Source organism: Pseudoalteromonas sp. SR43-3 (assembly GCF_014163875.1).
Taxonomy (GTDB): Bacteria; Pseudomonadota; Gammaproteobacteria; order Enterobacterales; family Alteromonadaceae; genus Pseudoalteromonas; species Pseudoalteromonas distincta.
Map to the genome: position 1 here is coordinate 1 of NZ_JACJEC010000030.1, position 24,325 is coordinate 24,325.

The 24,325-nt window shown below is 38.0% G+C and carries 16 protein-coding genes; 10 read left to right on the forward strand and 6 right to left on the reverse strand.

Annotation, left to right across the window (positions count from 1 at the left end):
* Positions 1-355: 355 nt before the first annotated feature.
* The 3 genes from H5088_RS19395 to H5088_RS19405 all read right to left on the reverse strand — a co-directional run bounded on the left by H5088_RS19395 (position 356) and on the right by H5088_RS19405 (position 4,854).
* The gene (locus H5088_RS19395) at positions 356-3,277 is read right to left on the reverse strand and encodes a TonB-dependent receptor (protein ID WP_182754278.1); all 2,922 of its coding nucleotides are present in this window, start codon (positions 3,275-3,277) and stop codon (positions 356-358) included.
* Between the two features lie 415 nt (positions 3,278-3,692).
* Positions 3,693-4,391, reverse strand: a complete 699-nt coding sequence (locus H5088_RS19400; protein WP_182754281.1) for a metallophosphoesterase — start codon at positions 4,389-4,391, stop codon at positions 3,693-3,695.
* A 214-nt stretch (positions 4,392-4,605) separates the two neighbouring features.
* A complete protein-coding gene (locus H5088_RS19405) occupies positions 4,606-4,854 on the reverse strand; it encodes a YfhL family 4Fe-4S dicluster ferredoxin (protein WP_182754284.1) in 249 nt (82 codons plus the stop codon).
* A 596-nt stretch (positions 4,855-5,450) separates the two neighbouring features.
* Between H5088_RS19405 and H5088_RS19410 the strand changes: the two genes are divergently transcribed.
* From H5088_RS19410 to H5088_RS19420, 3 genes are all read left to right on the forward strand, one after another.
* Positions 5,451-5,978 carry an RNA polymerase sigma factor gene (locus H5088_RS19410; RefSeq protein ID WP_182725241.1) on the forward strand — a complete coding sequence of 176 codons (528 nt, stop codon included), beginning with the start codon at positions 5,451-5,453 and terminating at the stop codon, positions 5,976-5,978.
* A 63-nt stretch (positions 5,979-6,041) separates the two neighbouring features.
* Positions 6,042-7,019 (forward strand): FecR family protein, encoded by a 978-nt coding sequence (locus tag H5088_RS19415; protein ID WP_182692786.1) that lies wholly within the window; start codon positions 6,042-6,044, stop codon positions 7,017-7,019.
* 24 nt (positions 7,020-7,043) lie between these two features.
* Positions 7,044-9,899 carry a TonB-dependent receptor gene (locus tag H5088_RS19420; protein WP_182754287.1) on the forward strand — a complete coding sequence of 952 codons (2,856 nt, stop codon included), beginning with the start codon at positions 7,044-7,046 and terminating at the stop codon, positions 9,897-9,899.
* Here H5088_RS19420 and H5088_RS19425 read toward each other — a convergent pair.
* Positions 9,896-11,683, reverse strand: coding sequence for a metallophosphoesterase (locus H5088_RS19425; RefSeq protein WP_182754290.1), 1,788 nt, complete (start codon positions 11,681-11,683; stop codon positions 9,896-9,898). The genes H5088_RS19420 and H5088_RS19425 overlap by 4 nt on opposite strands.
* A gap of 180 nt (positions 11,684-11,863) precedes the next feature.
* On the opposite strand from H5088_RS19425, the gene H5088_RS19430 reads away from it, so the two are divergent.
* The 3 genes from H5088_RS19430 (at position 11,864) to H5088_RS19440 (ending at position 16,928) form a co-directional block, all read left to right on the forward strand.
* The gene (locus tag H5088_RS19430; RefSeq protein ID WP_182754293.1) at positions 11,864-12,925 is read left to right on the forward strand and encodes a Ca2+-dependent phosphoinositide-specific phospholipase C; all 1,062 of its coding nucleotides are present in this window, start codon (positions 11,864-11,866) and stop codon (positions 12,923-12,925) included.
* A 21-nt stretch (positions 12,926-12,946) separates the two neighbouring features.
* The gene (locus H5088_RS19435) at positions 12,947-15,670 is read left to right on the forward strand and encodes a TonB-dependent receptor (protein WP_182754296.1); all 2,724 of its coding nucleotides are present in this window, start codon (positions 12,947-12,949) and stop codon (positions 15,668-15,670) included.
* A gap of 364 nt (positions 15,671-16,034) precedes the next feature.
* Entirely contained in the window at positions 16,035-16,928 is an 894-nt protein-coding gene (locus tag H5088_RS19440; protein ID WP_182754299.1) for a LysR family transcriptional regulator, read from the forward strand.
* A 34-nt stretch (positions 16,929-16,962) separates the two neighbouring features.
* Here H5088_RS19440 and H5088_RS19445 read toward each other — a convergent pair whose 3' ends face one another.
* Entirely contained in the window at positions 16,963-17,835 is an 873-nt protein-coding gene (locus tag H5088_RS19445; RefSeq protein ID WP_182754302.1) for a DMT family transporter, read from the reverse strand.
* A gap of 258 nt (positions 17,836-18,093) precedes the next feature.
* A complete protein-coding gene (yegQ, locus tag H5088_RS19450; protein WP_182754305.1) occupies positions 18,094-19,479 on the reverse strand; it encodes a tRNA 5-hydroxyuridine modification protein YegQ in 1,386 nt (461 codons plus the stop codon).
* Positions 19,480-19,754: 275 nt separating this feature from the next.
* Here yegQ and ndk point away from each other — a divergent pair, with 275 nt between their 5' ends.
* The 4 genes from ndk to H5088_RS19470 all read left to right on the forward strand — a co-directional run bounded on the left by ndk (position 19,755) and on the right by H5088_RS19470 (position 24,321).
* Positions 19,755-20,186 (forward strand): nucleoside-diphosphate kinase, encoded by a 432-nt coding sequence (gene ndk, locus H5088_RS19455; RefSeq protein WP_002961288.1) that lies wholly within the window; start codon positions 19,755-19,757, stop codon positions 20,184-20,186.
* Between the two features lie 170 nt (positions 20,187-20,356).
* Positions 20,357-21,487 (forward strand): bifunctional tRNA (adenosine(37)-C2)-methyltransferase TrmG/ribosomal RNA large subunit methyltransferase RlmN, encoded by a 1,131-nt coding sequence (locus tag H5088_RS19460; RefSeq protein ID WP_002961289.1) that lies wholly within the window; start codon positions 20,357-20,359, stop codon positions 21,485-21,487.
* A gap of 126 nt (positions 21,488-21,613) precedes the next feature.
* Complete coding sequence (gene pilW, locus H5088_RS19465; RefSeq protein WP_182754308.1) at positions 21,614-23,452, forward strand: type IV pilus biogenesis/stability protein PilW; 1,839 nt, start codon at positions 21,614-21,616, stop codon at positions 23,450-23,452.
* A complete protein-coding gene (locus H5088_RS19470) occupies positions 23,449-24,321 on the forward strand; it encodes a RodZ domain-containing protein (RefSeq protein WP_182754311.1) in 873 nt (290 codons plus the stop codon). The genes pilW and H5088_RS19470 overlap by 4 nt, the downstream gene beginning before the upstream one ends.
* The last annotated feature ends 4 nt before the right edge of the window (positions 24,322-24,325 follow it).

Consider the following 24,325-nt stretch of genomic DNA (forward strand, 5'->3'; position numbering starts at 1 on the left):
TCTCAAGGGATGCGAATAATACACCCTTTATTTTTCGAGTCAACACTTTGTTTTAAACTTTCTTTTTAGAAGATTTAAAACCGAAGTTTTATTTAACTCTCTGAGTAGTTCGTGCCTCGCTATGCTTCGGCGTTTCCCGTCTCAGTGGGGTCGCATTATAGGGAGAACAGATTTTTACGCAAGCGTTTTATTGACAAAACTTTAAATAAAGCACTGTTCGCTGAGAATTTGAGCTAAACGTATTAAAAACACAACATAACTAGCACTTTATTAACATTTAACGCCTATTAAAGTGTTTGTTATGGCCTGCGCTATCAAAAAATACTTTCTACAGACCAGCTATTAAGTCATTTATCTAAAAGCTATAGTTAAAGCCCGCGTAAAAACGACGACCTGAGTAGCTAGTATTGAGTAATCGCGTATCGGTGTCATTTCCTAAACGCGTTACTGATTCAGATTTAGTTAAATTAATAACCGCTGCGGTAAGGCTAAGCCCGTCGTATAAATTTACAGATGCATTTACATCGATTTGTTCGTAAGGGTCTTGGTATACATTTAATCCGCTATTTAAACCGAGTACTGTTTCGCCGCGCTTATTATAAGAAGCACGTACATTAAAATAACCTCCTTCATAATAAACAGAGGTGTTGTACTGATACTTTGCACTACCTATTAAGGCCGACTGACCAAATTCTTCACCATTAATTGTTACATCTGCTTTATTGGTTTTGTTATAAGTATAATTTGCGTAAAAGCCAAAACCACTATCAAAGGCATGCTGAATAAATACTTCCGCGCCTTTTGATACTGCATCGGTGCCATTACCTACAGTGCTGTAAGGGGCTATATTAATAGTCCCTGCATCCACTATATTATTTTTACCAGCAAAGTTTTGCTCTACGTCGATCACCAGTGGCACAACAAAGTTATCTACTTTCTTATGAAAAAGTGCCAACCCAACAGCAGAACCTTCGCCATAATAATACTCAATAGATAAATCAGCTTGAACTGATTCAAATGGTTTCAAGTTTTTATTTCCGCCACTACCGCTAAAACTAGGAAGCTCGTTAAATGCGGCTCTATCTTCTGCCCATTCACCTGATACATAGGTAATGCGCTGCTGCGCACCTAAATCACTATAGTCAGGACGAGATATTACTTTAGCTATTGCCCCACGAATAACTAAATCGTCGGTTGCATCCCACGCTATATTAAAGCTTGGCAAAACTTGAGTGTCTTTGTTTTGCTGAGTGACTAATTGATAGTCTTCTACAAAACGAGCGTCACCTGTTACTGGCTCACCTGTTTCATCATTTGTGTGATCTAATTGGTAGGTATATAAGTCAGTAGATGAAGTAAGTGTTTTTGTTTGCACAACACGCACACCCAAATTACCTCTGACTTCACTAAATTCAAAATCACCTTGTATATAAAAAGCCGATATTTTTTCTTCTATATCGTAAACAAAATTATCTTCAATGCGCGTATAAGGTACATAACTAGCAGTGACCATATCGCGGTATTTATTCCAGTCGATACTTGGCATTTGGTTTATATCAAAACCACCTGCAATATTATTCTCACTAGTAAATACATTTTGAGCTAATGGCATTCCACCATTCCACTGGTAGCTGTCAAAACGGGTAATACCTTGTTCACTTGCTTCCCCTGCAGCAATATCAAAATTTGGATCTAAAAAGAAGGTGTTGCCGGTTTCACGGTGAAGAGTTGAATTGCGGTATTTAGCACCGGTTTTAATTGTTTTTAAAAAGCCCCAATCAACATAAAAATCCACATCAGCTTGGTAGTAATCTTCTTCTAGCTCACTGCGTACAAAGCTTGAGTTTGAAGAGCCCGCATCACGACCGCCTCCAACTCCATTTTGTAAATTAACTAATGTGTTAGGGTCGATATTAAGTGACACATTATTTTGATTGAGTGACCAGCCTGCCGTTTGAGCTGCGTTTTGAATAGTGGCTGCGTTTTCGCCCGCGTTAGAACTTTTATACGCCGCTTCCCAGCTTTCTTCTGGGCCGCCCTCTGATTGTGTATTACCAATTACAAAGCGCGCTTTAAAATTATTACCTTCATAGGTTAAATTAAAATCAAAGGTATCGGAGGTAGATTCCTCACGTATGTAGCTGCCACGCATCCACGGAAATTGCATATCATTTTCGACACCACTTGCCATTGCATCGTATTGCATACCAGTAACAATAGTGCCCGACTCATCAAGATTTACATCCGTCAAAAAATCAGGATTTAAAGACCACTCTGGTATATCAATCACAGATTCTGTTCTGTCTTGCCCAAGTGTAAAACCAAAATAATTAAAGCCAAGCTCTAAACGATTTGTTGGTCGCCACTGTGAACTAAATTGAATCCCTTCGCGCTCACGTTGTTCGTTAAGAACTGAACCTCGCACAACTTGTGGAAACCAAACACCATCGTAACTATTACCGCCTGCATCATTAATAACACCCCAACCATTATTGTTATCAACTGCGTTACCGTTTATATCTGTAGGTTGCCCAGTGCCAGTATAGCGCCACACATTGGCATCAGTACCGCCCGAAAGCGTTCTGTTTGTTCGCTCCTGATATGTATAGCCAACTAATATACCAAAATTTTCGTCGTCATTTTTCCATGAATATAAACCCGTAAACTGCGGTTCGTACTCTTTTGTAACATCAGCGTAAGTACTCTCTACATTAAATACACCTGAGTTTGCATCCATACTCAGAGGTTTTCGGCTATGCATTAATACAGTACCACCAACCCCACCTTCATCTAAGCGTGCTTCTGGCGATTTATAAACCTCTACGCTTTCAATCATTGAAGACGGTAACAAAGCATAATCAAACGAACGCGAAGGCTCCCCCGGGGAAGACGCAATAAAATTACCATTAAGTTGTGTAAAGGTAAGTTCTGACGATAAACCACGAATACTAACCGATGAACCTTCCCCGCCGTCACGCTCAATTACCACACCGGGTACACGCTGAAGTGAGTCTGCAACGTTTTTATCAGGGAACTTTCCAATGTCTTCCGCGGTAATTGCATCAACTACTGAGCCAGACATACGTTTTACATCTAAGTTTTCGGCCATACTTGAACGGATACCACGTACTTCTATTACTTCCATACCTTTTGCGTGCTTCGGGTTTTCTTGCGCTGCAAAAGCACACGTAGAACCCAAAGCAGAAAAAATTGATATATAAAGTGACGACTTACAAAACGTTGAAAAAGGGAAAGGGTATATGCTTGCTACTATCATGTGAGAGGCTGTTCCATTTAAATCTGCTTATATAAAACTAAAGCGAGAAGTTAATCCTTTTACGTAAATTATTTACGAAATGGCAAAAATTGTTCCCAATTCTACACAGCCAAACTTAACCGTTTGTTAATCATCAATATTAAAACTAAATAAACGTCTCATATAACTGTATTAATACCTATTGAATGAAACTTAAAATCCAACCCACACTTCAAAACCACTCTTAATTAACAAGCAAAGAGAAGCTTTGTGGTATTTAATAGCTTAATGAATAATTACAATGCATAAATCATCATAAAGTGTATACAAAAATACGAAGGGGATAATTTGATGTGGTAGTCAGCAGTTTATACTTTAAAAAGCAAAACTGCCGGATGATATTTGAAAGAAGTAATAATTGCTAAATAGCGCTTGGTTAATCAAGCGTAGCAATAACCTCTGAAAGCTCTAAGAGTGTAGGCTTTCCACCATAATAATTTGTATCTATATGATAACTATTACCAACCCAAAAAGGCGCTTTAGTTGAGTTATGTCCATGTATTGAAAAGTCGACTCCATGACTTTTAACTACCTGATCTTGTTTAACTACTTCGCGATCCCACAATAAAGATTGCACAATTAGCGATTTATCATCAGGGTAATTTTCCCAATCCCACGATTGTGCAAATGTATGAGACAACCCAATTTTACAACCACGATACTCAAGTACTATTGAAAGCGGTTTAGTTAGTAACTCATCGCACATAACACTGAGCTTTTCACTTGATACCGACTTGTGCCAATTGCCACCATTGTCAGTCCATAATTTAAAAGCCGCTTTATCATTACTTAATAATGATTCCAACATTAAATGCTCATGATTACCTAATATCATACATGCCCTAATGGCTTGTAAGTATGTAAATAAGTCATATGTTTTATCCCCGCGATCAACAAAATCGCCTAGGCAAAACAAAGTATCTCTTTCAGGATTAAAATTTACGTTATTAAGTGCGTTTTTTAAGGCCGGTAAATCACCATCAAGATCGCCAATTACAAATACTCGGCACTCATCATTAATAAATATGGCTTGTCTTGAAGATACAGCCTGAATAGCGTTAATACCTATATCCAAAATAGACTCCTATAGAATGCAATCTAAAACTTAGATTAATACTTGAGTTTATAAAGCCTTAAGGTAACACAATATAGTTGATAATTAATGAAGGTAATAAGATTTGATTGAAACTAAAAATGCATGACAGAGGACCTTAGCTACAACCTAAATAATTAATGTAAGTAGTGTTTTTAGCCTAAATTAAAAGCTGCTTAGCAAAATACCTGACGAGTTATTTGCCAGTTACCCGCACAAATTTTTCTGCTAGTTCGTCCAAAGTTTCACGCTTATTCGGATCGGGCTTTATACAGTCAATAGGGCAAACACTTATGCAGGTAGGTTTATCGTAATGGCCTATACACTCAGTACATTTACTAGCATCTATTAGGTATATTTTAGCGTCCATATAAATAGCCTCATTAGGGCATTCTGGGTCACACATGTCGCAGTTAATGCATTTGTTATTTATGAGTAAAGCCACTTATAAGCCCCTTCAATTAAAATCATTATTAAACATATAGATAGAGTTAGATAAAATGTTTTTTGACTGCTTTTAATACAAGTCCAGTTCAATAATAAACCTTTATTTTTCATTAAATCGTAGCACACATTCGTAACTCACCATTTTATTTTTAGGTGTAAATTTCAGCCATAAATTATGCCTATTTTTCTCTGTTGCTTTGTTGATCCTAATCAATAAAAATAGCTGCACTTTTACTAAGCTTGATACTATTATTTTAACTTTTCTATGTCATTTTTTAAGCTAATATAAAACTAGCTGATCTGCCGAAAAGCGCTTAAGCCCTCTAGTCATACGCTAATCTCGCCAAAAGAACATTCAAATAAGTGATAACAAGGGAATATAGTACCTCCAAAAATTTAGTCTTTCTCAAAGCGTTATTTGCTCAAATACTCTATGCCTAAAATTAAACCCTATCTAAAGCGTTAAGATGCTCTAAATGATAATTTATTCTTCGTATCATTACTTTAATTTACTTAATCGCCCAACCGTACCTGTAATCAATTGGTCATATTATTCACTTAGTATTTATTTAAAATAAAATTCTAGACTGAGTAATGAAGACTTTTAAAAGCCCCCTGCCATCGAATTTAAATATTTCTTCTGAACAAAGCGATGTAAAAAACGTTATCAGCCATATTCGTAAGTTTGTTAGTCGTCGAACAAATAATACCGATGACGTAGACGACCTAGTCCAAGAAGCTTTGCTGAGAACTTTAAATAGAAATGACACATTAGAAATTGAAAACTTTCAGGCGTACATAAATCAAGTCGCAAAGTCTGTTATGTATAGTGATTGGCAAAAAAATAAAAGCCAACCAAATAAAGCAGAAGATATTGAGCTTTTTACAGATGATAATAGCGATCCAGAGGCGCAGTCTATTACAGAGCAAAAGCTCGAGCTTGTTAAAAGTGCGTTGGAAGAGTTGCCACCTTTAAGAAGAAAAGTATTTAAGCTTCGACGTATTAACGGATTAAGTCGCGAAGAAATTAGTCTGCAGTTAAATATGAGCCAAGAATCTGTAAAAAAACATATTACGCGCGCAATGATACAAATAACGCTTCACATAGAAAAAAATCAATAAAAATGTCCCCTTTATTACACTTTTACGCTCTTTATATTTAATCAACGCAGGTTAGGTTTTTTAATGAACGAACAACGCTTAGAACAGGCAGCAGATTGGGTAGATCGGATTAATGATTTAAATGATCATGACCGTAAAGAACTATCGCTTTGGTTAAAATGCACAGAAAATAAGGCTGCATTTGAGAAAATAGCCAATGTATTTGGCGATCCTGCTGTTAAACAGGCTCTACACATTTACACTAAACAATATAGTTTACCGACTCCAATAATTACGCCTAATGCTAAACGTTCTAGGGCTTTCCCTATGCTCGCCTTAGCAGCTAGTTTTAGCGCTATTGCTTTTGCAGTGTACTGGCTTTCTATATCTCAACAAGCGTTTACACCAACACCTATTGCAAAAACAGCAGTTGAAACTAACCTACCTCAGCTTTTAGAAGCACGTTTAGGCAAACGTGTATCTAAGTTATTAGATGACGGTTCATATTTACACTTAAATGCAGATAGTGAGTTGACTGCGCACTTACTACCACACTCTAGGCAAATCGAATTAAAAAAAGGACAGGTTTTTTTTGATGTAGCCAAAGATAAAACACGGCCATTTATAATAAATTCCGGACAAGCAAGCATTAAAGTACTAGGTACTTCTTTTGATGTAGAGCGCAATAAGGATGAAGTAGTGGTAACAGTGTACGAAGGCAGGGTAGAAGTCTCGGCCTTAGATAAAGTGATATTAACTCCCTCTCAACAAGCTGTTATAAAAAATGGACATATAGCTGTAGATTATAGCCAGCAGTTGACACAACTCCCTGCTTGGCGAATGGGTTGGATTGATGCAAAAAAAGAACCTCTAACCACTGTTATTAAGCAATTGCAGCGTTATAGCCCTATGGTAATTAAAGTAGATAACGCACTAAATAATACTTTAATTAGCGGACGATTTAATCTCGAAACGCCGCAACAAAGCCTTATGCTAATAGCATCTACTTACAACTGGAATGTAGAAAAAAAGAGCAACGAACTTCATTTAACGCGACCTTAAATGAAGTATGTTGATTAAACTCTTATGCTAAAACATGTATGTACATTAGATAAATGTATTTTAGTGTACTTTTTTATTGCTGTTAGTTGCTTAACAGCAATGCCAAGTGCCGCAAAAAACATACATACGTTTGTTTATATACCTGCCGGTTCTCTCAGTGACAGCTTAAGAGAAGTAGCAAATGCATATGCAGTCTCTTTTAGTAGTAACCCTTCACTTATCGACGACAAAACTACATCCACCTTAATTGGCGATCATACACTTGCTCAAGCACTAGATTTTTTATTAATAGGCAGCGAGTTAACATATAAAATTCAAGACAAGGGTTTTGTTATTTTTCAACAAAAAATAACGACCAATAAAGAAACACTTGAAGAAATAACAGTAAAGGGTATCCGCTATTCGTTGGCTCGCTCACGAAACTTAAAACACAATAATAAAACGATTAGCGAAGCCATTTCTGCACAAGATATTACCGACATTCCCAATACTAACTTGGCTGAAGCCTTACAGTATATTCCGGGTGTAGCCATTACTCGCGAAGCAGGCGAAGGTCGCCAAGTATCAATACGTGGCAGTTATCCTGATTTTAGTTTGGTAACACTCAACGGTATGCCTGTATTGGCAAATAATGATTCACCAATGGATAGTCGAGTGCAAAAACAGCGCGATCGTTCTTTCGACTTCAATATTTTACCTGCCGAACTATTTAAACAAATTCATGTAATTAAAGCCTATTCTGCCGACAAAATTGCAGGTGGAATATCTGGCACTATGGCACTGCAAACTATAAACCCCTTAGATAATGAAGGATTTAAATTTATTATTACACCAGAAGTCGGCTACAACGACTATGTGGGTACAGGCGCAAAACGCTATTCAAGCTTAATTTCTAACACGTGGAATAATTGGGGGGTACTTGCAAGCGTTGCGTACACAAACAGAGAATCGTTAGAGCAAGGCGCTAATACATTTCGCTGGCGAAATATTGCCATAGAAGGCGCTGATCTCTCGGCGTTAACTCAATCACAAGCTCAGCATTTAACTCAAGGCGATTATATAATCCCTCGCGGTAATCGCTACTCGGTATGGCAAGCAACCCAGCAGCGATTTGGGGCAAACCTATCTGTAGAGTATAAAAACGAAACCACGCATTTTGATTTTGATATGCTCTCAGGTTTTTTAAAAGGAGAGCGGCATGAATATCATTTATACCCTAGAGGGGATCAGTCAACGCCTATAATTAAAGGGCTAACAACAATTAAAGACATTCAAGCTAATGAAAATAATGAGCTTGAGTATGCACGTTATGAAAATGCACGCGTGGCAACCGAAAGCCGAACTCAAAAAATAAATACGGCATATCAGCAAGGCGTGCTGTCATTTTCCCAGCAACTAGATAAAAATTGGAAAATAAACGCCATATTAGGAAACGAGCGCTCAAAGTATGACATTCCTTACAGCAATAAAATTTATACCCAAGGTATAAGTGACGTTACAATTGATTATCGTAAAACGCCATTTTATGCAGATATTAAGTACAGCGAAAACTTGAAAAATCCGACGATGTGGCAAATGCATCATGGTGATATAGAGCAATACAATTCAAATAGTGAGTACACCTTCGCAAAATTAGATTTTCAATATGACGTTAATAGTTTAATAACTCTTCAATTTGGGGCTGACTGGACTCTGTTTGAAAATAAAATGAATAACGCACAGCAAAACGATATTTTTTTTAATGAAATATCCGATACACCACAACAATTAATTGACCTTCCTGCATCGTATGTTTCATCGCAAAATGCACATAAAAAACAGCAGTGGTTAAAAATAAACACTAATGAGGCACTTAAGCTTTATGGCATTGACCCATTTAATGTACAAGCCAATAATTTTTTAATCACGACTAAAGCTGAACACATAAAGGAATATAGCAGAGGTGCTTATACTCTATTAAGTACAGAGCAAGAAAAATGGGAGGCTCATATAGGTGTACGTTACCAATCAGAATCTATAACATCTTACACTCAAGCGCCTTACTCTCCGATTTTGTATAGCCTATGGCTTCCAACTTTTAATGGGTCATATTTTATTAACGATAATTGGCGATTTCGTGCAGGACTTTCTAAAAACTATTCAAAAGCATTACTAAATTCACTCAATTTTGATGGCTCAAACGATACCCCTAATAGTACAAAATACATATTTAACTCAAATCTAAAACCTTACTTATCTTATAATAGCGATATTTCCTTAGAGGCTGATTTTAGTAGTCGCAGTTCGTTTAACATATCACTTTTTTATAAAGATCTAGAGGATTACATAGTCACAACACAAGCGCCTTTATTTGAAGATTCGCCGCCTACAACCTCCGATAGTCAATTACTTTGGTTAAGTAATGCAGAAACGGGCTATCAGTGGGGAGCCGAGGTAAGTTTAAACTACTTAATACATAATTCTGATTGGGGCATTAATATACAAGCGGCTTATAATAAAGGTAAAGTCACCTATTATGACTCAAATAGTGGCACTGCTTTATTTAAAAAAAACCTGCCTTTTTTATCTAAAATTACCGCATCAAGTATGATTTTTTACGACCACCCTAAATTCAATTTTAAACTCGGCGCTATTTTTAGAGATAAATATTTAGTGCGTGCTGGCAGCCTTTTACTCGATGAAAACGAAACCGGATTTATGCCGACCATCTATTGGGATGCAAGTGTGAATTATTATTTTTCTAATTATTGGAAACTTAAATTTAGCGCATTTAATCTCAGTAATGAACAAGAGCAACAATACAGTAATTCAACCCTCAGAGCTTACAACTCAACCACAAGTGGACGTACCTTTTACTTGGGGTTGAGTTATCAGTATTAAATGATTTTTCCTGTTTTTAAATCAACGCGGAAATTCTCCCCCTGGGTATGTTGACTAAATTTTGCCATTACTTTTATTAACAGGGCTAAGTATTGCTGTATTTGCTTATCTGTTTTACATGTCGATTGTGCTAAAAAAGTATTTAGTTGTTGATAAGTAAGACGCTTTTGAGGTGTTATATCTGCTGTTACATCACCATTTCGTAATAAATAAAAATCTTGAAGCCATTCTTTTGTCGATACAGCTTCAAGCTGAGAGAGCAAATTAGGCGGTGCTTCATTTAAACATTGCATATTTGTAAACCAATCGGCTAAATGATGATTGTCATTTAACCATGCCACTAAATTTTTAGGCCAATCGCGTTTTAAAAAACGCTGTTTAATCAGCCCAAATAAATGTTGCTTGGTAAAATCACCATAACTCTTTGAGTTCAAAATAGTGCGGTCAAAATTACTAAGATTATGCAAGTTACGATACTGCCATTCCTTTTCATATAAACTAAATAAGTTATTAAAACCCGGCACATCGTCTAATGTATGAGTACTAATAAGCGCGGTTTGCTTAGCTAAATTTAGCTCTACAACTTTATAGGCCGCTTTGTAAGCCGCTAAACTTGGCACTTGCACATTAACTAACTGGGAGTGCTGATTACTGGTTATCAGCGCCGTATCATTTAAATGCATATGCCCTGCAAAATGGAGCGTTAACCCTGTATCTGCCAGTATTTTTGCTGTACGTGGTGTTGGCACTCTTGGTAGAGAAAAATGACCACGGCTAAACACTTTATGTAATTCGTCATTTGCATTGTCGTAAAACTCCCCCATTGGAAAGTGACTAAATGCAACCAGTGTTTTATTTTGCGTTTTGGCTCTTTTTACAACCGTTTTTATCCACTTTAACAATAGAGGCTTTGCATCAATTAAAGCATTATAGCCAGCACCAGACGACCCTTTAAAAGTGAGCGGTGAGTTTTGCCATTGCGGTGCATAAACATTGGCATCAATTGCCATTAACCAAACCCCTTTTATAGGCTCAACTAAATAACTCGCATCGGGCATGGTGATACAGTGTTTTTTGTTATTGGGGTTACACCATATAAACTCTCGGTTTTTATAAGGCGTTTCATATAGCACATCACCTTTATGTTTACTAAACCCAAAGTCATTGAGTGTGCTTAGTATTTCAGCGTATCCCCAGTTTTTTAAACCATCATCACATACAGACTGCTTAGCCATACACTTTTCATGTTGATAACTATAAACACCAAACTCTTTACCTTGCGCCATTAAAAAGTCCGCTTTACCTGCCGGTGTTGTATATGGTTTTACGGGATCGTGATTACCCGGTATGGCAAAGAAACGCATTCCATATTTCTTTTCATAATGACCTAAAATACGCGCCAGTGCCCGCACATTAATAGGTTGACCATCATCAGTAAAATCGCCAGGTAAGGCGACTAGTTTTATTTTTTTTTCGGCTAATTCATCTAATACATGTAAAAAAACAAAATAATTTTCATTAAAAAGACGTGTTGAATGAAGCTGGGCAAGCATACTACGCACTAGTAATGGTTGCTTTGAGGTAACATCCTTTGGTAGTTCTATATTATCTACGTCATGTAAATTAGCAAAAATATCATGTAGATGAATATCAGCTAAAAATGCCACTTTAACCGTCTCCATCTGCGACGCACTTTTAACCTCAAAGTACTCAATAGCACTTACTTTGCATGTAATACATAACCCAATCCATAGTGCTAACCATAGTACTTTGACTCTAATCATGATGGCTTTATCCCGTTTTTATTTCACTCATTATTTAGAGCGAGGTAATGGATAAAAGGGGACATAAAATTTTATAAACATGCTTTTCTATTATGAAACTTTTATTAAATGCATATTTTTGTGTCCCCTAATTTATAAATGCTCGCTCTTAGATAGCAAACTCAACAATTGAGACGTGCTATGCCATTTTTTATTTTTATTTTTTTTGCAGGTTATGTAAGCAGTGTTAGCGCTAAGCCATTAAACACCCTGCAAATGATTGGCTCACATAACAGCTATAAAAAAACATTAAACGTAAGCGTTAAACATAAATTAAATGATTTAAGCCCCAAGCTAATGGCCCGTATTGATTACGGTCATTCATCTATTATTAAGCAGTTAAATAGCGGTGTTCGCCATTTAGAAATTGACGTTTTAAAAGACCCTAATGGGGGTTTATACATAAAACCTTGGGCTAATACTTTTGCAACAACGCCTTTGTTTAATGAGTTAGAAAAAAAGCAATTAGCTACTCCTGGATTTAAAGTAATGCACATTCCCGACATTGATGTGCAAAGCCATTGTGTGTTGTTTAGTGGCTGTTTGAATACATTGAAAGCATGGTCAGAGGCAAATCCGCAGCACTTTCCAATTGTTGTAATGCTCAATGTAAAAGAAACACGATCTGATTTAGTTCTGGGGAATAATCCACTTAAATTTACACCGAAAGATTATTATTTACTCGATGAAGTAATTCAAAAATCGTTACCTAACTTATTATTCACGCCAGATGATTTACGCAAAACGCCATTATCTTTAAACCAAACAGTCGTTAAGTTTGGGTGGCCAAGTGCACGTGCCTTAGCAGGTAAATTCATATTCTTATTTGATGGCAATACACAACAATCCGCACTTTATAAACAAAATAGGCCTTCGTTAAAAGGGGCTAGCATGTTTGCCCATTATGATGAAAACCACCCCGAAGCTGCTTTTATGATTGTGAACAACCCTATACGCGACTTTTATAAAATTCAGCAACTTGTATTAAAAGGCTTCATGGTGCGTACCCGCGCAGATGCAAATTTAAATGCCACTAATTCGCAACGAACAATGCAGTTTAATGCTGCAAAAAATAGCGGCGCACAAGTAATTTCAACCGATTTTATACCCGGCTCGCCACAGCAGGCGCGCTTTAACTATGTGGTGCAATTTGACGGAGGTCATTTAGTGCGCACAAACCCTTTTATTAATAATCAACTTTAAATTAAAAACCAAGGAAGCATCATGTTGAACAAACCATCTCGTACGCTTTTAGCAACGGCTATAATGAGTTCATTAGGCGCGTCTAATTATGTGTATGCAGAACAATCTGCGCAAACAGAAGTGGAAGAAATTGTTGTACAGGGTTATCGCAACAGTTTGTTAAAAGCAAAAGATTTAAAACGAAATGCTGTGGGCGCACAAGATTCTATTGTGGCTGAAGATATTGCAGATTTTCCCGATCTAAATCTAGCAGACTCACTACAACGTGTACCTGGCATTGCCATAACTCGAGAGGGCGGCGAAGGCCGACAAATTTCGTTACGAGGCTTGGGTCCAAACTTTACACAAGTACAACTCAACGGTATGGAAGCTTTAGGTACATCGTCTTCAGCAATGGATAGCCGAGGTTCCGTAAGTCGCTCTCGCGCTTTTGATTTTAATATATTTGCGTCTGAGTTATTTCAACGCGTTGATGTGAAAAAATCATTTTCAGCCGAAATGGATGAAGGCGGCATAGGCGGCACTGTTGGGCTTCATACAGCTAAACCATTTGATTTTGATGGTTTTAATACTGCTCTATCAGGTCAACTTGGCGACAACTCACAAACCGATGATGTTAGCCCACGAGTTGCAGCGCTTATCTCAAATACATGGGATGATAAATTTGGTGCATTATTTTCAATTGCATACAGCAAACGTGATGTAAATGAGCAAGGTTACAATACTTATCGCTGGCGCAAAAAAAATGCATCAGGCTCAGATATATCTGAACTATCAGATGAATTACAAGATAAAATTAACAACGAAGAAGTGAGCTTTTCACGTGGTAGCCGCTATTCATTATTTGAAAACGAACAGGAACGTTTAGGGACGACCCTTGCTCTGCAATATCGCCCAAATAATAACCTTGAATTTAGTTTTGATGCTTTATATGGTGAACTGAATAATGATCGCAGTGAATTCCACTTGCAAAACCGAGGCTCAAGCTCAACAGCTCTTGGCTGTACAGGCCCTGCTTATAACAACGAGCAGGTATGCTCAAAGCTCACAGCACTTGAAATAAATGAAAATAACGACGCTATTTACTCAGTATACGAAGATGCCGCAATACACTCAGAAAGCCGCAGCCAATATGCAGACACTAAAATAAGTCAATTTGTACTAAAAAGTGACTGGCAAATTACAAACGATTTAAATATGACCGCTCTCGTGGGGCGCTCAGAAACCAAATTTAATACAGGCAGTGTTAAAGTTTATCTAGAAACATTTGGCGATGAAACAATTGATTACCGCCAAGATGCTTATTATGGTGAAAACACATACGGGTTTGAGCCTACAGACAGTAGTTTATTTCGTTATCACGAAATTGATATATCTGAAGAAGAAATAACTAATACATTCGACTCTATGAAATTAGATTTTAATTACACACTAAACAATGCTTCGAATATAAAGTTTGGTGTATCTAATAAAAAGTTTGAAAGTGAAAACGGTGAAAGTAAATCTGATAATATTAATCGCAGTGATTGGGAAGATGGCGTACTGGATGACACGGTAGATTCAAGCCTTACATTTACCAATACCGCACACAATAAACAACAATGGGTAAGTGTTGATGTACTAGGCACTCTAGCGAGTATGAATATCGACCCTAACTTAGATAACCCTGATTTTACCGATAACGTACAAGAAAAAACCTTTGGCGCTTATTTGCAGTACGAAGCTGAATGGGAACTAGGCTCAGGTTACTTAATGGGTAATGCGGGTGTGCGCCATTACGATACTACTACCAATGCTATAGGGTTAATAAATGGAGAAGTAGTTGACGTTGAAAATACCTATTCAGGGTTGCTACCCGCTATAAATTTAGTGTGGGATAGTAATAACAGTTTAGTGCTACGTGCAAGTTATGGCGAAAACCTCACCCGCCCTTCACTCGCTGCATTAGTGCCAACAGGTGTAGTACAAAATGATGCCACATCAACCAATGGCCTAAGTATCAGTTCAGGAAACCCAAACCTTAAACCATACGAGTCAGTTAATTTCGACTTTTCAGTTGAATATTACTTTGAAAATATAGGGTATGCAGCCGTAAGTTACTTCCATAAATCTATTGATAATTTCATTATCACCGAAACATATGACATTCCATACAGCCAGACTGGCTACCCAGTTAGTTTATTAGGCGACGTAGACGAAAACGGCAACCCACAAACAGCAAGTACTGTTTTTACCGTTATTCAACCACAAAATTTAGATGAAAGTGATATTAGTGGCTGGGAACTGGCCTTTCAACGAGATCTCGACTTTTTGCCAGCTCCGTTTAATAACTTAGGTGTTATTGCGAATTATACCTTTGCTGATGGTGAAGCGCTGTACCGTAATGTGGGTAACTCAGGTGTTGATCAATATAAATCGTTCCCAGGACTTTCAGAACACTCTGGTAACTTTACAGTATATTACGATTCTGACTCATGGGGCGCACGTGTTGCAGCCGCTTATAGAAGTGACTATATTGCAGCGGTACAAGCGGGTAACGGCGATGAAGACGAAAACGGTTTTCATGCCAGCACATACATAGATGCATCCGCCTTTTATCAGGTTAATGAAAAGCTAAAGCTCACTATAGAAGCCAGTAATTTGACTAATGAACGAGAAGAGCAATATTCAGACTCCAATGATCGTTTATACAATACGACGGTTAATGGCCGTACTGTTTATTTAGGTGCCAGTTATCGCTTCTAAATTATAAAAATGAGGCTCTATTTTTGTGTAGAGCCTCTAATTATTTTTTAGGGATTCATCAAAAAAGACGACTTATAAAAATGATCACTTAATTAAGCGAATTTATATAGAGCACTCGATGTAAATCACTATTTGTAAATCTACTTTCAACGGCTCTAACAAGAACGATTTAAAACTACTTTTAATTTATTTAGATGAACAGATTGAGTTACGTTATTTACCAGTCCCCTTATTTAAGAGTTATTAAATTAAAATCACATAAAATTTGATTGCCTAATTTCAGTTCTCCCCCCTTTAATCTCTAATGAAATTCTAAAGCGTCGCTGTTAATATTGCCTACATCCTAAACAATAAAGTAGTTCTGATGGCAGCTAGTTATTCTCTCGATGATTTACGTTACTTTTGCACCATAGTAAAACTTGGTAGCTTTAAAAAAGCATCAGCAAATCTTAATATGTCACTATCAACCTTAAGCCGCAGAATACGTTTATTAGAGCAAGCTCTTCAATTAACGCTACTCAATCGAGATGCTCATCGGGTAACACTTACGCATACTGGCGAATTATATTACGACCGCTACCGCAAGTTATTTGAGGAAGTAGAGTGTATTGAGCAAGCACTTTGTGATGAGAAAGACCAACCTAAAGGGAAAATTAGGATCTCAGCACCCATTTACATGGGTAAACACTTTTTAAGTGCTATTTTTTGTGAATTTTTACTGCAATATCCCGATATTCAATTAGATTTACGCTTTTCAAATAATCTTATTGATATTGAAAAAGAAGGGATTGATATCGCGTTTAGAGTAAGAAACCCAGCCATCGATAATTGGGTTATTAGAGAACTTAAGCTTACTCATAACCTGCTTTGTGCTCACCAAAATTATGCTCATCATCCCATCACTCATCCGGAGCAATTAGAAGAACACCCAAAAGTTACGTGCCTTGGGCTAGTCCCGTGGCAGTTAAAAAATCTGCAAACGAGCGAAGAATACAGCTTTAATCCAAACTCGCATGTCCGATTAGAAGTTGATGAAATTCAAATGATGAAACAAGCCGTTGAGTCTGGTGTAGGCATTAGCTACATTCCTGATTATATAGCATTGCCTCTTATTGAAGCCGGAAAGCTTAAACGTATTCTTCCTGACTGGCAAAGTGAAGGGCAGCCATTTTCTATGCTTTATCGCGACAGAAAACAAGTACCTTATCGGGTACGACTATTAATAGAGCATACATTGCAACACTTCAACGAAAAGTAGCAATGTATGCTTTTAAAAAGAAAGCTTTAAACGTTTAAAAACTAAGCCTAAGTACAATTACACCTAAAAATGCTGTTGCTAATCCTATCACTTCTTGGCGTGTAAAAGACTCTTTTAGGATGATGCGTGAGTACAATAAAATAATTAAAATGTTCATCCCTGAAATTGCCGAAACGAGCCCTGTATTACCAATTGCAAAAGCCGATATTATTGCCACCATACCTGCCACGTTTGTTAATCCAATCAGTAACCCGCATGAAAATGTTTTACTCGCAGACCAATACCCTTGAGAAGTGCCTTGCTCTGCTAGCATTTTTTTACGCTTTACTAACCAACTAACAGCAAAAAGAAAACTACCAAAACCAAACATAGACGTTAGCGTTGCAAACGTATCGGCCTCAAGAAGTGTTGATTGCTTACCCATTAAATCATTAAATGCAAAGGCAAGTGCAGCGAGTAATCCCCATTGCGCACCTTGTAGGTTGTTCAACGAAATATCGCTTGAATAACGAATGATATAAAGGCCACCAAAAATAATGAAAAAGCCAATTAATTGAATTGCTGTTAAGGTCTCCTGCCACAATAAAAAAGCAAATAAAAGGACAAACAAAGGCGTCAATCCTGATAAAATACTAATTAAAGACGCTTTACCAACCGAAAACCCCTTATGCAACAAACCATTAGCAGCAAAAGAGCCAAAACCTAACGCTAGCCCAACCGTAATGTCTGCCCAGCCATACCATGTATGTTCAAATACCACAGTACCTAGCGCACTAATAACAAATCCTACAAAAAATACACCGAATAATAATAAGTTACGGTTAATCTTTTTTTGCGACGTCCATTGGTACATTATCCCTCGAGCACCAAAAAAAACAGTTGCGAGTAATGCAAAAATTATCCACATACTAAAATGATTCCTTTAAAAACAACAATAGAGTATCTGTGCTGAGCGCTTTAACAACACGTGTTAAATTTGTAAGGCTAGTATATTTACTTTTTAAATTTTATAAATAAGCATTACTGGCAATATAGGTTTCATAAATGACATTTACATGAATGCAGGTAGGCAATTTTCGTAAAGGGCGTCATAGGCATAACTGCTCAGCTCCACTCTATAAATTATATAAGGTAATAAAATAGCTTTGAGCAGTTACTGAAGAGGCTAACTAGGTTGTTTAAATGGATTACGTGTATCTTGGTGATCCTCAAGATTACGCATTAAAATAGCGTGATCTAAGTTAATGCCGTTATCTAGCGGGATTTTTACAATGTGACCGGAGCCTTTAGCATCGCTAATACTTTCGCCTTTTTTGTTTTCCATATGTTCAAGCGTAAAAGTAAAGTTACCTTGTGGTGTCATAAGCTCTAAAGAGTGACCAGTACAAAATTTATTTTTAACGTCTATTTCAACTAATCCACTTTCGCAGCGCCCAAGTACTTCACCCACAAATTGCTGCTTAGTTGATACAGAGTGACCGTATTCATAGTTTTGATAATCTTGGTGGGCATGGCGTTTTAAAAAGCCTTCGGTATAACCACGATGCGCCAAGTTTTCTAATGTTTTAAATAAGCTAGTATCAAATGGTTTACCCACAGCGGCATCATCTATTGCTTTACGATAAACTTGTGCAGTGCGCGCCACATAATAAAATGACTTAGTACGCCCTTCTATTTTTAAACTATGTACACCCATTTTTGTTAACTGCTCTACGTATTGAACAGCGCGTAAATCTTTTGAGTTCATAATATACGTGCCGTGTTCATCCTCAAATGCAGGCATATACTCACCAGGGCGACCTTGTTCCTCTAGCATAAATACATCGTTGCTTGGTGCGCCTTCACCTAATGTAGGAATCACCTGCTTGGGGTCAATTTTATGCACCATTTCGCCGGTTTCGTTCTCAACACCAGGTTTTACATCGTAATCCCAACGACATGCATTAGTACACGTGCCTTGATTTGGATCGCGCTTATTTATGTAACCAGAGAGCAAACAACGCCCCGAATACGCCATACACAGTGCGCCATGTACAAATACTTCAAGTTCGGTGTCTGGGCAGAGTGTGCGTATTTCGGTTATTTCTTCGAGCGACAGCTCTCTTGATAAAATAACCCGTTCGATCCCCTGCTTTGCCCAAAATTGTACACTCGCGTAATTTACCGCATTCGCCTGTACTGATAAGTGAATGGGCATCGCAGGCCATTTTTCACGAACAAGCATAATTAAACCAGGGTCCGACATAATCAGCGCATCGGGCTGCATCGCAATAACTGGCTCTATATCACGTAAATACGATTTTACTTTCGCGTTATGCGGCGCAATATTAGACACCACATAAAACTTTTTATTTTGCGCATGCGCTTCACTAATACCAATTTGCAGCGTGTCTAAGTCAAATTCATTATTGCGCACACGCAAACTATAACGAGGCTGCCCCGCATAAACCGCATCTGCGCCATAAGCAAACGCGTAGCGCATGTTTTTTAAACTGCCTGCGGGGCATAATAATTCAGGAATAAAAGGCATTGAAGAAATAACGGGTAACATGTGCGCTCCATACATCGAACTGGGTTTAAACCAGTTGCATGAGTTTTACCAATTTGATTGAAAAATTAAGCATTAATCCAGTGAAATTGGTGTTATTGAAAAATACATAAACACAAGCGCAGCAGTATAAATATGGCTAATAATTTAAATTTGATCGAGATCATAAAACAGCAATCAAACTGGTTTTTAATAAAATTAGGATTTTTCACTTAAAACGCGTATAATTCGCGCCCGTTAATATTCACACTTTTACTTAAAATTATTGGAGCATAAAGATGGCTTTAGAGCGTACTTTCTCAATCGTAAAACCTGATGCAGTTGCTAAAAACCACATTGGCGCTATCTACAACCGTTTCGAAACTGCTGGCCTTAAAATCGTTGCAGCTAAAATGGTTCACCTTTCACAAGAGAAAGCTGAAGGTTTCTACGCAGAACATAGCGAACGTCCTTTCTTTGGCGCTTTAGTATCTTTCATGACATCTGGTCCAGTAATGGTTACAGTTCTTGAAGGCGAAAACGCTGTTCTTAAAAACCGTGAAATCATGGGTGCTACTAACCCTGCTGAAGCATTAGCTGGCACTTTACGTGCAGACTACGCTGATAGCATCGACGAAAACGCTGTTCACGGTTCTGATGCTGTTGAATCTGCTGCTCGCGAAATCGCGTACTTCTTCGCTGACGAAGAGCTTTGTTCACGTACTCGTTAATTCGAATTCGTTAACAAAATGAAAAGGGCTTTCGGGCCCTTTTTTAGTCATTACGCAAAGTATCCATAAATGCATTTTTTGATATTTTACTTAATGATTAAAGTGAGTGAATTGTGTACAATTCGTCCTCGTAAATTTTTATCTCCACCGTCACCGATTGAGGTTGTTTCATGACCGAGCAAAAAAAGATTAACTTATTAGATTTAAACCGAGATGCAATGCGCGAGCTATTTGCATCGTTCGGTGAAAAGCCGTTTCGTAGTGACCAGGTGATGAAATGGATTTATCATTTTGGCGTAGATAACTTCGACGAAATGACTAACGTAAATAAAAAGCTTAAAGAAAAGCTTAAAGCTGAGTGCGAAATTGTAGCGCCAGAAATAACAGTTCGCCAACAAGCAAGCGACGGTACTATTAAGTACGCGCTTATTCTTGAAGGCGGCCAAGAGGTAGAAGCCGTTTGGATCCCTGAAAAAGAGCGCGCTACGTTATGTGTATCATCACAAGTGGGTTGTGCGCTTGAATGTACTTTTTGTTCTACTGCTCAACAAGGCTTTAACCGTAACTTAAAAGTATCTGAAATTATTGGCCAAGTTTGGCGTGTAGCTAAAGATATAGGCCTTGATGGTCATAGCGAAAAGCGCCCAGTGACTAATGTTGTAATGATGGGTATGGGCGAGCCTTTACTTAATCTTAAAAACGTAGTGCCAGCAATGGAACTAATGATGGACGATTGGGGCTTTGGTTTATCTAAGCGCCGCGTAACATTAAGTACTTCAGGCGTTGTACCTGCTCTTGATTTACTAAAAGAAAAAATTGACGTAGCACTGGCTATATCTCTTCACGCACCCGATAACGCACTGCGTGATATTTTAGTGCCTGTTAATAAAAAGTACCCTATTGAAGAGTTTTTAGCGGCGTGTCGTCGTTATATCGACGGTTCAAAAGCTAATAAAGACGTAACTGTTGAATACGTTATGCTTAATGGCATTAACGACAGCACTGATCAAGCGCATGCATTAGTACAAACGTTAAAAGGCACACCGTCTAAGGTAAACCTTATTCCGTTTAACCCGTTCCCGGGTAACGAGTACACACGCTCAAGCAATAGCCGTATCGACCGCTTTTCAAAAGTACTACAAGCTGCAGGTGTAACCTGTATTGTGCGCCGTACTCGCGGTGATGATATTGACGCCGCTTGCGGTCAGTTAGTCGGTGACGTAGTTGACCGTACTAAACGTTTAGCTAAAAAGAAAATCCGCGACGATAACGCGATTGCCGTTAATATCCACCAAGCATAATCTGTAACAGCCTTATACGAATAAACCATATAAGGCTGTTAAGTTGTTTATTTTTAAATAAATGATGCAAGAGTAAAGCTTTTAGGTAAGATAGGCGACATGGACTAAAAATAAAGAGATAAGGTAATGCGATCTATACTTGCTATAACACTATCAACACTTGCCCTAAGTGGCTGTGTGAGCGAAAGTAGTTATAACGGCAGTAATAAACCCGTCGTCGAAAATAAAGTTAATAATACTGGCGCAGCACGAACACGAATTGCTTTAGCCCTACAGTATTTAAAAACGGGTAATAATTCTCAAGCCAAATACAATTTAGAACGTGCAGCAGCATTTGCTCCTGACCTACCTGAAGTACATTACTCTCTTGCTTATTACTACCAACAAGTGGGCGAAAACCCGCTAGCTGATAAAGCCTACCAAAAAGCACTTGAAATCAAGCCAGACGATCCTAACACCCTCAATAACTACGGTGTGTTTTTATGTGGTATTGATGAATACGATCGTGCAACTGATCAATTTTTAAAAGCCATTGAAGTACCAAGTTATATTCGCGTTGCCGAAAGCTACGAAAATTTAGCCCTGTGTGCTATTGAATTTGATGACTTTGAAAATGCAGAAAGCTACTTTCAACAGGCACTTAATCACAGCTCTCAGCGAACATCTACATTAATTAGCTTAGCCGCACTGTATTACGCAAAAAGTGACTTATACAAAGCCAGTGAACTTTTAAAACGCTATGAAAGTTCGGGCCGAGTATCTTCTCGCGCATTAATGCTTAGCTATCTTGTAAAAAACCAAATGGGCAGAATTGAAGAAGCTGAAAAAATTTCCAACACTATTTTGCAAACTTACTCTACCAGTAACGAAGCCTATGCGTTAAAAGAGAAAAGAACACGCTTTAATGAGTTTGAAATACTGCGAGAAAAATACCGTAAAGCGCAGTTAAAAGAACTAAAAAATGACGCAAGCGGCACACACGTTAGTTCAAAACCAAAAATAAAAGTTATTAGAAAGAAACGTTCGCCAGAGGACGGTTCAACAAGCTTGGTAACAAACAACGAGCAAAAAACAGATAAAAAGCTCGCAACAGCAAATAACCAAGATGTAAATCCAGTTATAGCAAGAGAAGAGCAAGCTCAAGCATTGCCAAATACGCTCAGTACGCAAGCCGACGAAGCAACCGTAATAGCAAAACAAGTAACAACCCAAAAAGAAGAAGCTCCTAAAGTCGTCGCGCCAAGCAACCCTACCGATACATCGGCTGTTATGCTTGCACTTACTACTGAGCACGACTCTGCAGATTCTATAGTAGCAGCGCCTGCAAAAGCGCAACCCGTTTTAGAACCTAAAAAAGAAGTTATAGCAACAAAACAACCGGCTAAAGCCGATGACGAGGTAACAATAATCTCGTTTGGCGCACCTAAAACAGGCCAGTTTAATTCGCAGCAAACTAGTAACTACAGTAATTCTGCACCTGCAGTTACAAATCAAAAAAACAGTAGCGACGTGGTATTCTACGAAGCGACTAAAAACACAACCGTTTTTGAAAACAGCAACTATCAAAATAATGCTGATATTGAATTTAAAAGCTACGAAGCAGTGCAAAAAACTGAGCTTCCAATGCTTAATCCAAAAGTATCGCCTTTACGCGTGCCATTTCATGTAATTGCTGTTGGCGAAAACCTATTTAGCATTTCGGTGCGATACAATGTTAAACTACAAAAACTCCTGCAATGGAATGGTTTAAAAGAGTCGGATCGGGTAATGAATGGAAGTAAAATATACCTAAACGATCCTAATATTTATTACGAAATTAAAGCTGGTGATTCCCTTTACGATATAGCTACCCAGCGGCATGTATTAATTGATGAATTAATGCGATGGAATAAATTAAGTCCTGATATAGCATTAAAACCAGGGCACAGACTTTTACTAGTGGATCCAGACTCATACACATTATGAATGAAGAAAATACGCAAACACAGAGCGAACAGCCAACTGTAGGCCAAATACTAAAAAATCATAGAGAGCAAGCAAACGTTAGCATCGCAACTATCGCTGCACCGTTAAAGCTATCTGAACTTCAAATTAAACGCCTTGAAAATGATGAATTTGCGTTACTAGGCCCTATAACTTTTGTTAAAGGCTATATAAAAAATTATTGCCGCGAATTAAAAGTCGATAGCGCACCTATATTAGCAATGATGCCGGCTCCACCAGAGCCGACCAAGCCCGCTAATATGCAAAGCTTTTCGCGCCGAACAGAAAAAGAAGCAAGCGACAGCCGTTTAATGTTTTTTAGTTATTTAATTTTAGCGATTGTTATTGGCTCATCTGCTTTATGGTTTTGGCAAAACGCCACCCCCATTGAAGAGCAAACCAGTAAAATAAACGTTGCCAACTCAATAATGAGTGAACGACAAGCAGCTCAACCCAGTATTTTACAGCAACAGCAACAGCAACAAGCCGAAATTAACGACGAATCACTATTAGAATCAAAAGATACGCTTGAAACATCAACAAGCTCAGAAGCCGTTACAGAAACGGCTCCTATTACATCTAACAACGAAAGCCAAGAAAATGCTAGCAGTACAATTGTTATGAACTTTAACGGCGAAAGTTGGGTTGAAATTTACGATGGCGAAGGCGAAAAAATAGCATTCGGCGTTAAAAAAGCAGGCTACATTATGACCGTAAGCGGAACGCCTCCTTTTTCAGTTGTGCTTGGTAAGCATGACGCTGTAGACATTACTTTAAACGGCGAACCTGTAGATGTTTCTGCATTTCCTAAAAACCGTTTAGCCAAATTTACATTACCACTAGCAGAGTAGTCGC

Excerpts from the sequence above, each read along its gene's own strand:
- H5088_RS19395 (WP_182754278.1), bottom strand. The coding sequence starts at position 3,277 with ATGATAGTAGCAAGCATATACCCTTTCCCTTTTTCAACGTTTTGTAAG.
- H5088_RS19410 (WP_182725241.1), top strand. The coding sequence starts at position 5,451 with ATGAAGACTTTTAAAAGCCCCCTGCCATCGAATTTAAATATTTCTTCT.
- H5088_RS19415 (WP_182692786.1), top strand. The coding sequence starts at position 6,042 with ATGAACGAACAACGCTTAGAACAGGCAGCAGATTGGGTAGATCGGATT.
- H5088_RS19420 (WP_182754287.1), top strand. The coding sequence starts at position 7,044 with ATGCTAAAACATGTATGTACATTAGATAAATGTATTTTAGTGTACTTT.
- H5088_RS19425 (WP_182754290.1), bottom strand. The coding sequence starts at position 11,683 with ATGATTAGAGTCAAAGTACTATGGTTAGCACTATGGATTGGGTTATGT.
- H5088_RS19430 (WP_182754293.1), top strand. The coding sequence starts at position 11,864 with ATGCCATTTTTTATTTTTATTTTTTTTGCAGGTTATGTAAGCAGTGTT.
- H5088_RS19435 (WP_182754296.1), top strand. The coding sequence starts at position 12,947 with ATGTTGAACAAACCATCTCGTACGCTTTTAGCAACGGCTATAATGAGT.
- H5088_RS19440 (WP_182754299.1), top strand. The coding sequence starts at position 16,035 with ATGGCAGCTAGTTATTCTCTCGATGATTTACGTTACTTTTGCACCATA.
- H5088_RS19445 (WP_182754302.1), bottom strand. The coding sequence starts at position 17,835 with ATGTGGATAATTTTTGCATTACTCGCAACTGTTTTTTTTGGTGCTCGA.
- yegQ (WP_182754305.1), bottom strand. The coding sequence starts at position 19,479 with ATGTTACCCGTTATTTCTTCAATGCCTTTTATTCCTGAATTATTATGC.
- ndk (WP_002961288.1), top strand. The coding sequence starts at position 19,755 with ATGGCTTTAGAGCGTACTTTCTCAATCGTAAAACCTGATGCAGTTGCT.
- H5088_RS19460 (WP_002961289.1), top strand. The coding sequence starts at position 20,357 with ATGACCGAGCAAAAAAAGATTAACTTATTAGATTTAAACCGAGATGCA.
- pilW (WP_182754308.1), top strand. The coding sequence starts at position 21,614 with ATGCGATCTATACTTGCTATAACACTATCAACACTTGCCCTAAGTGGC.
- H5088_RS19470 (WP_182754311.1), top strand. The coding sequence starts at position 23,449 with ATGAATGAAGAAAATACGCAAACACAGAGCGAACAGCCAACTGTAGGC.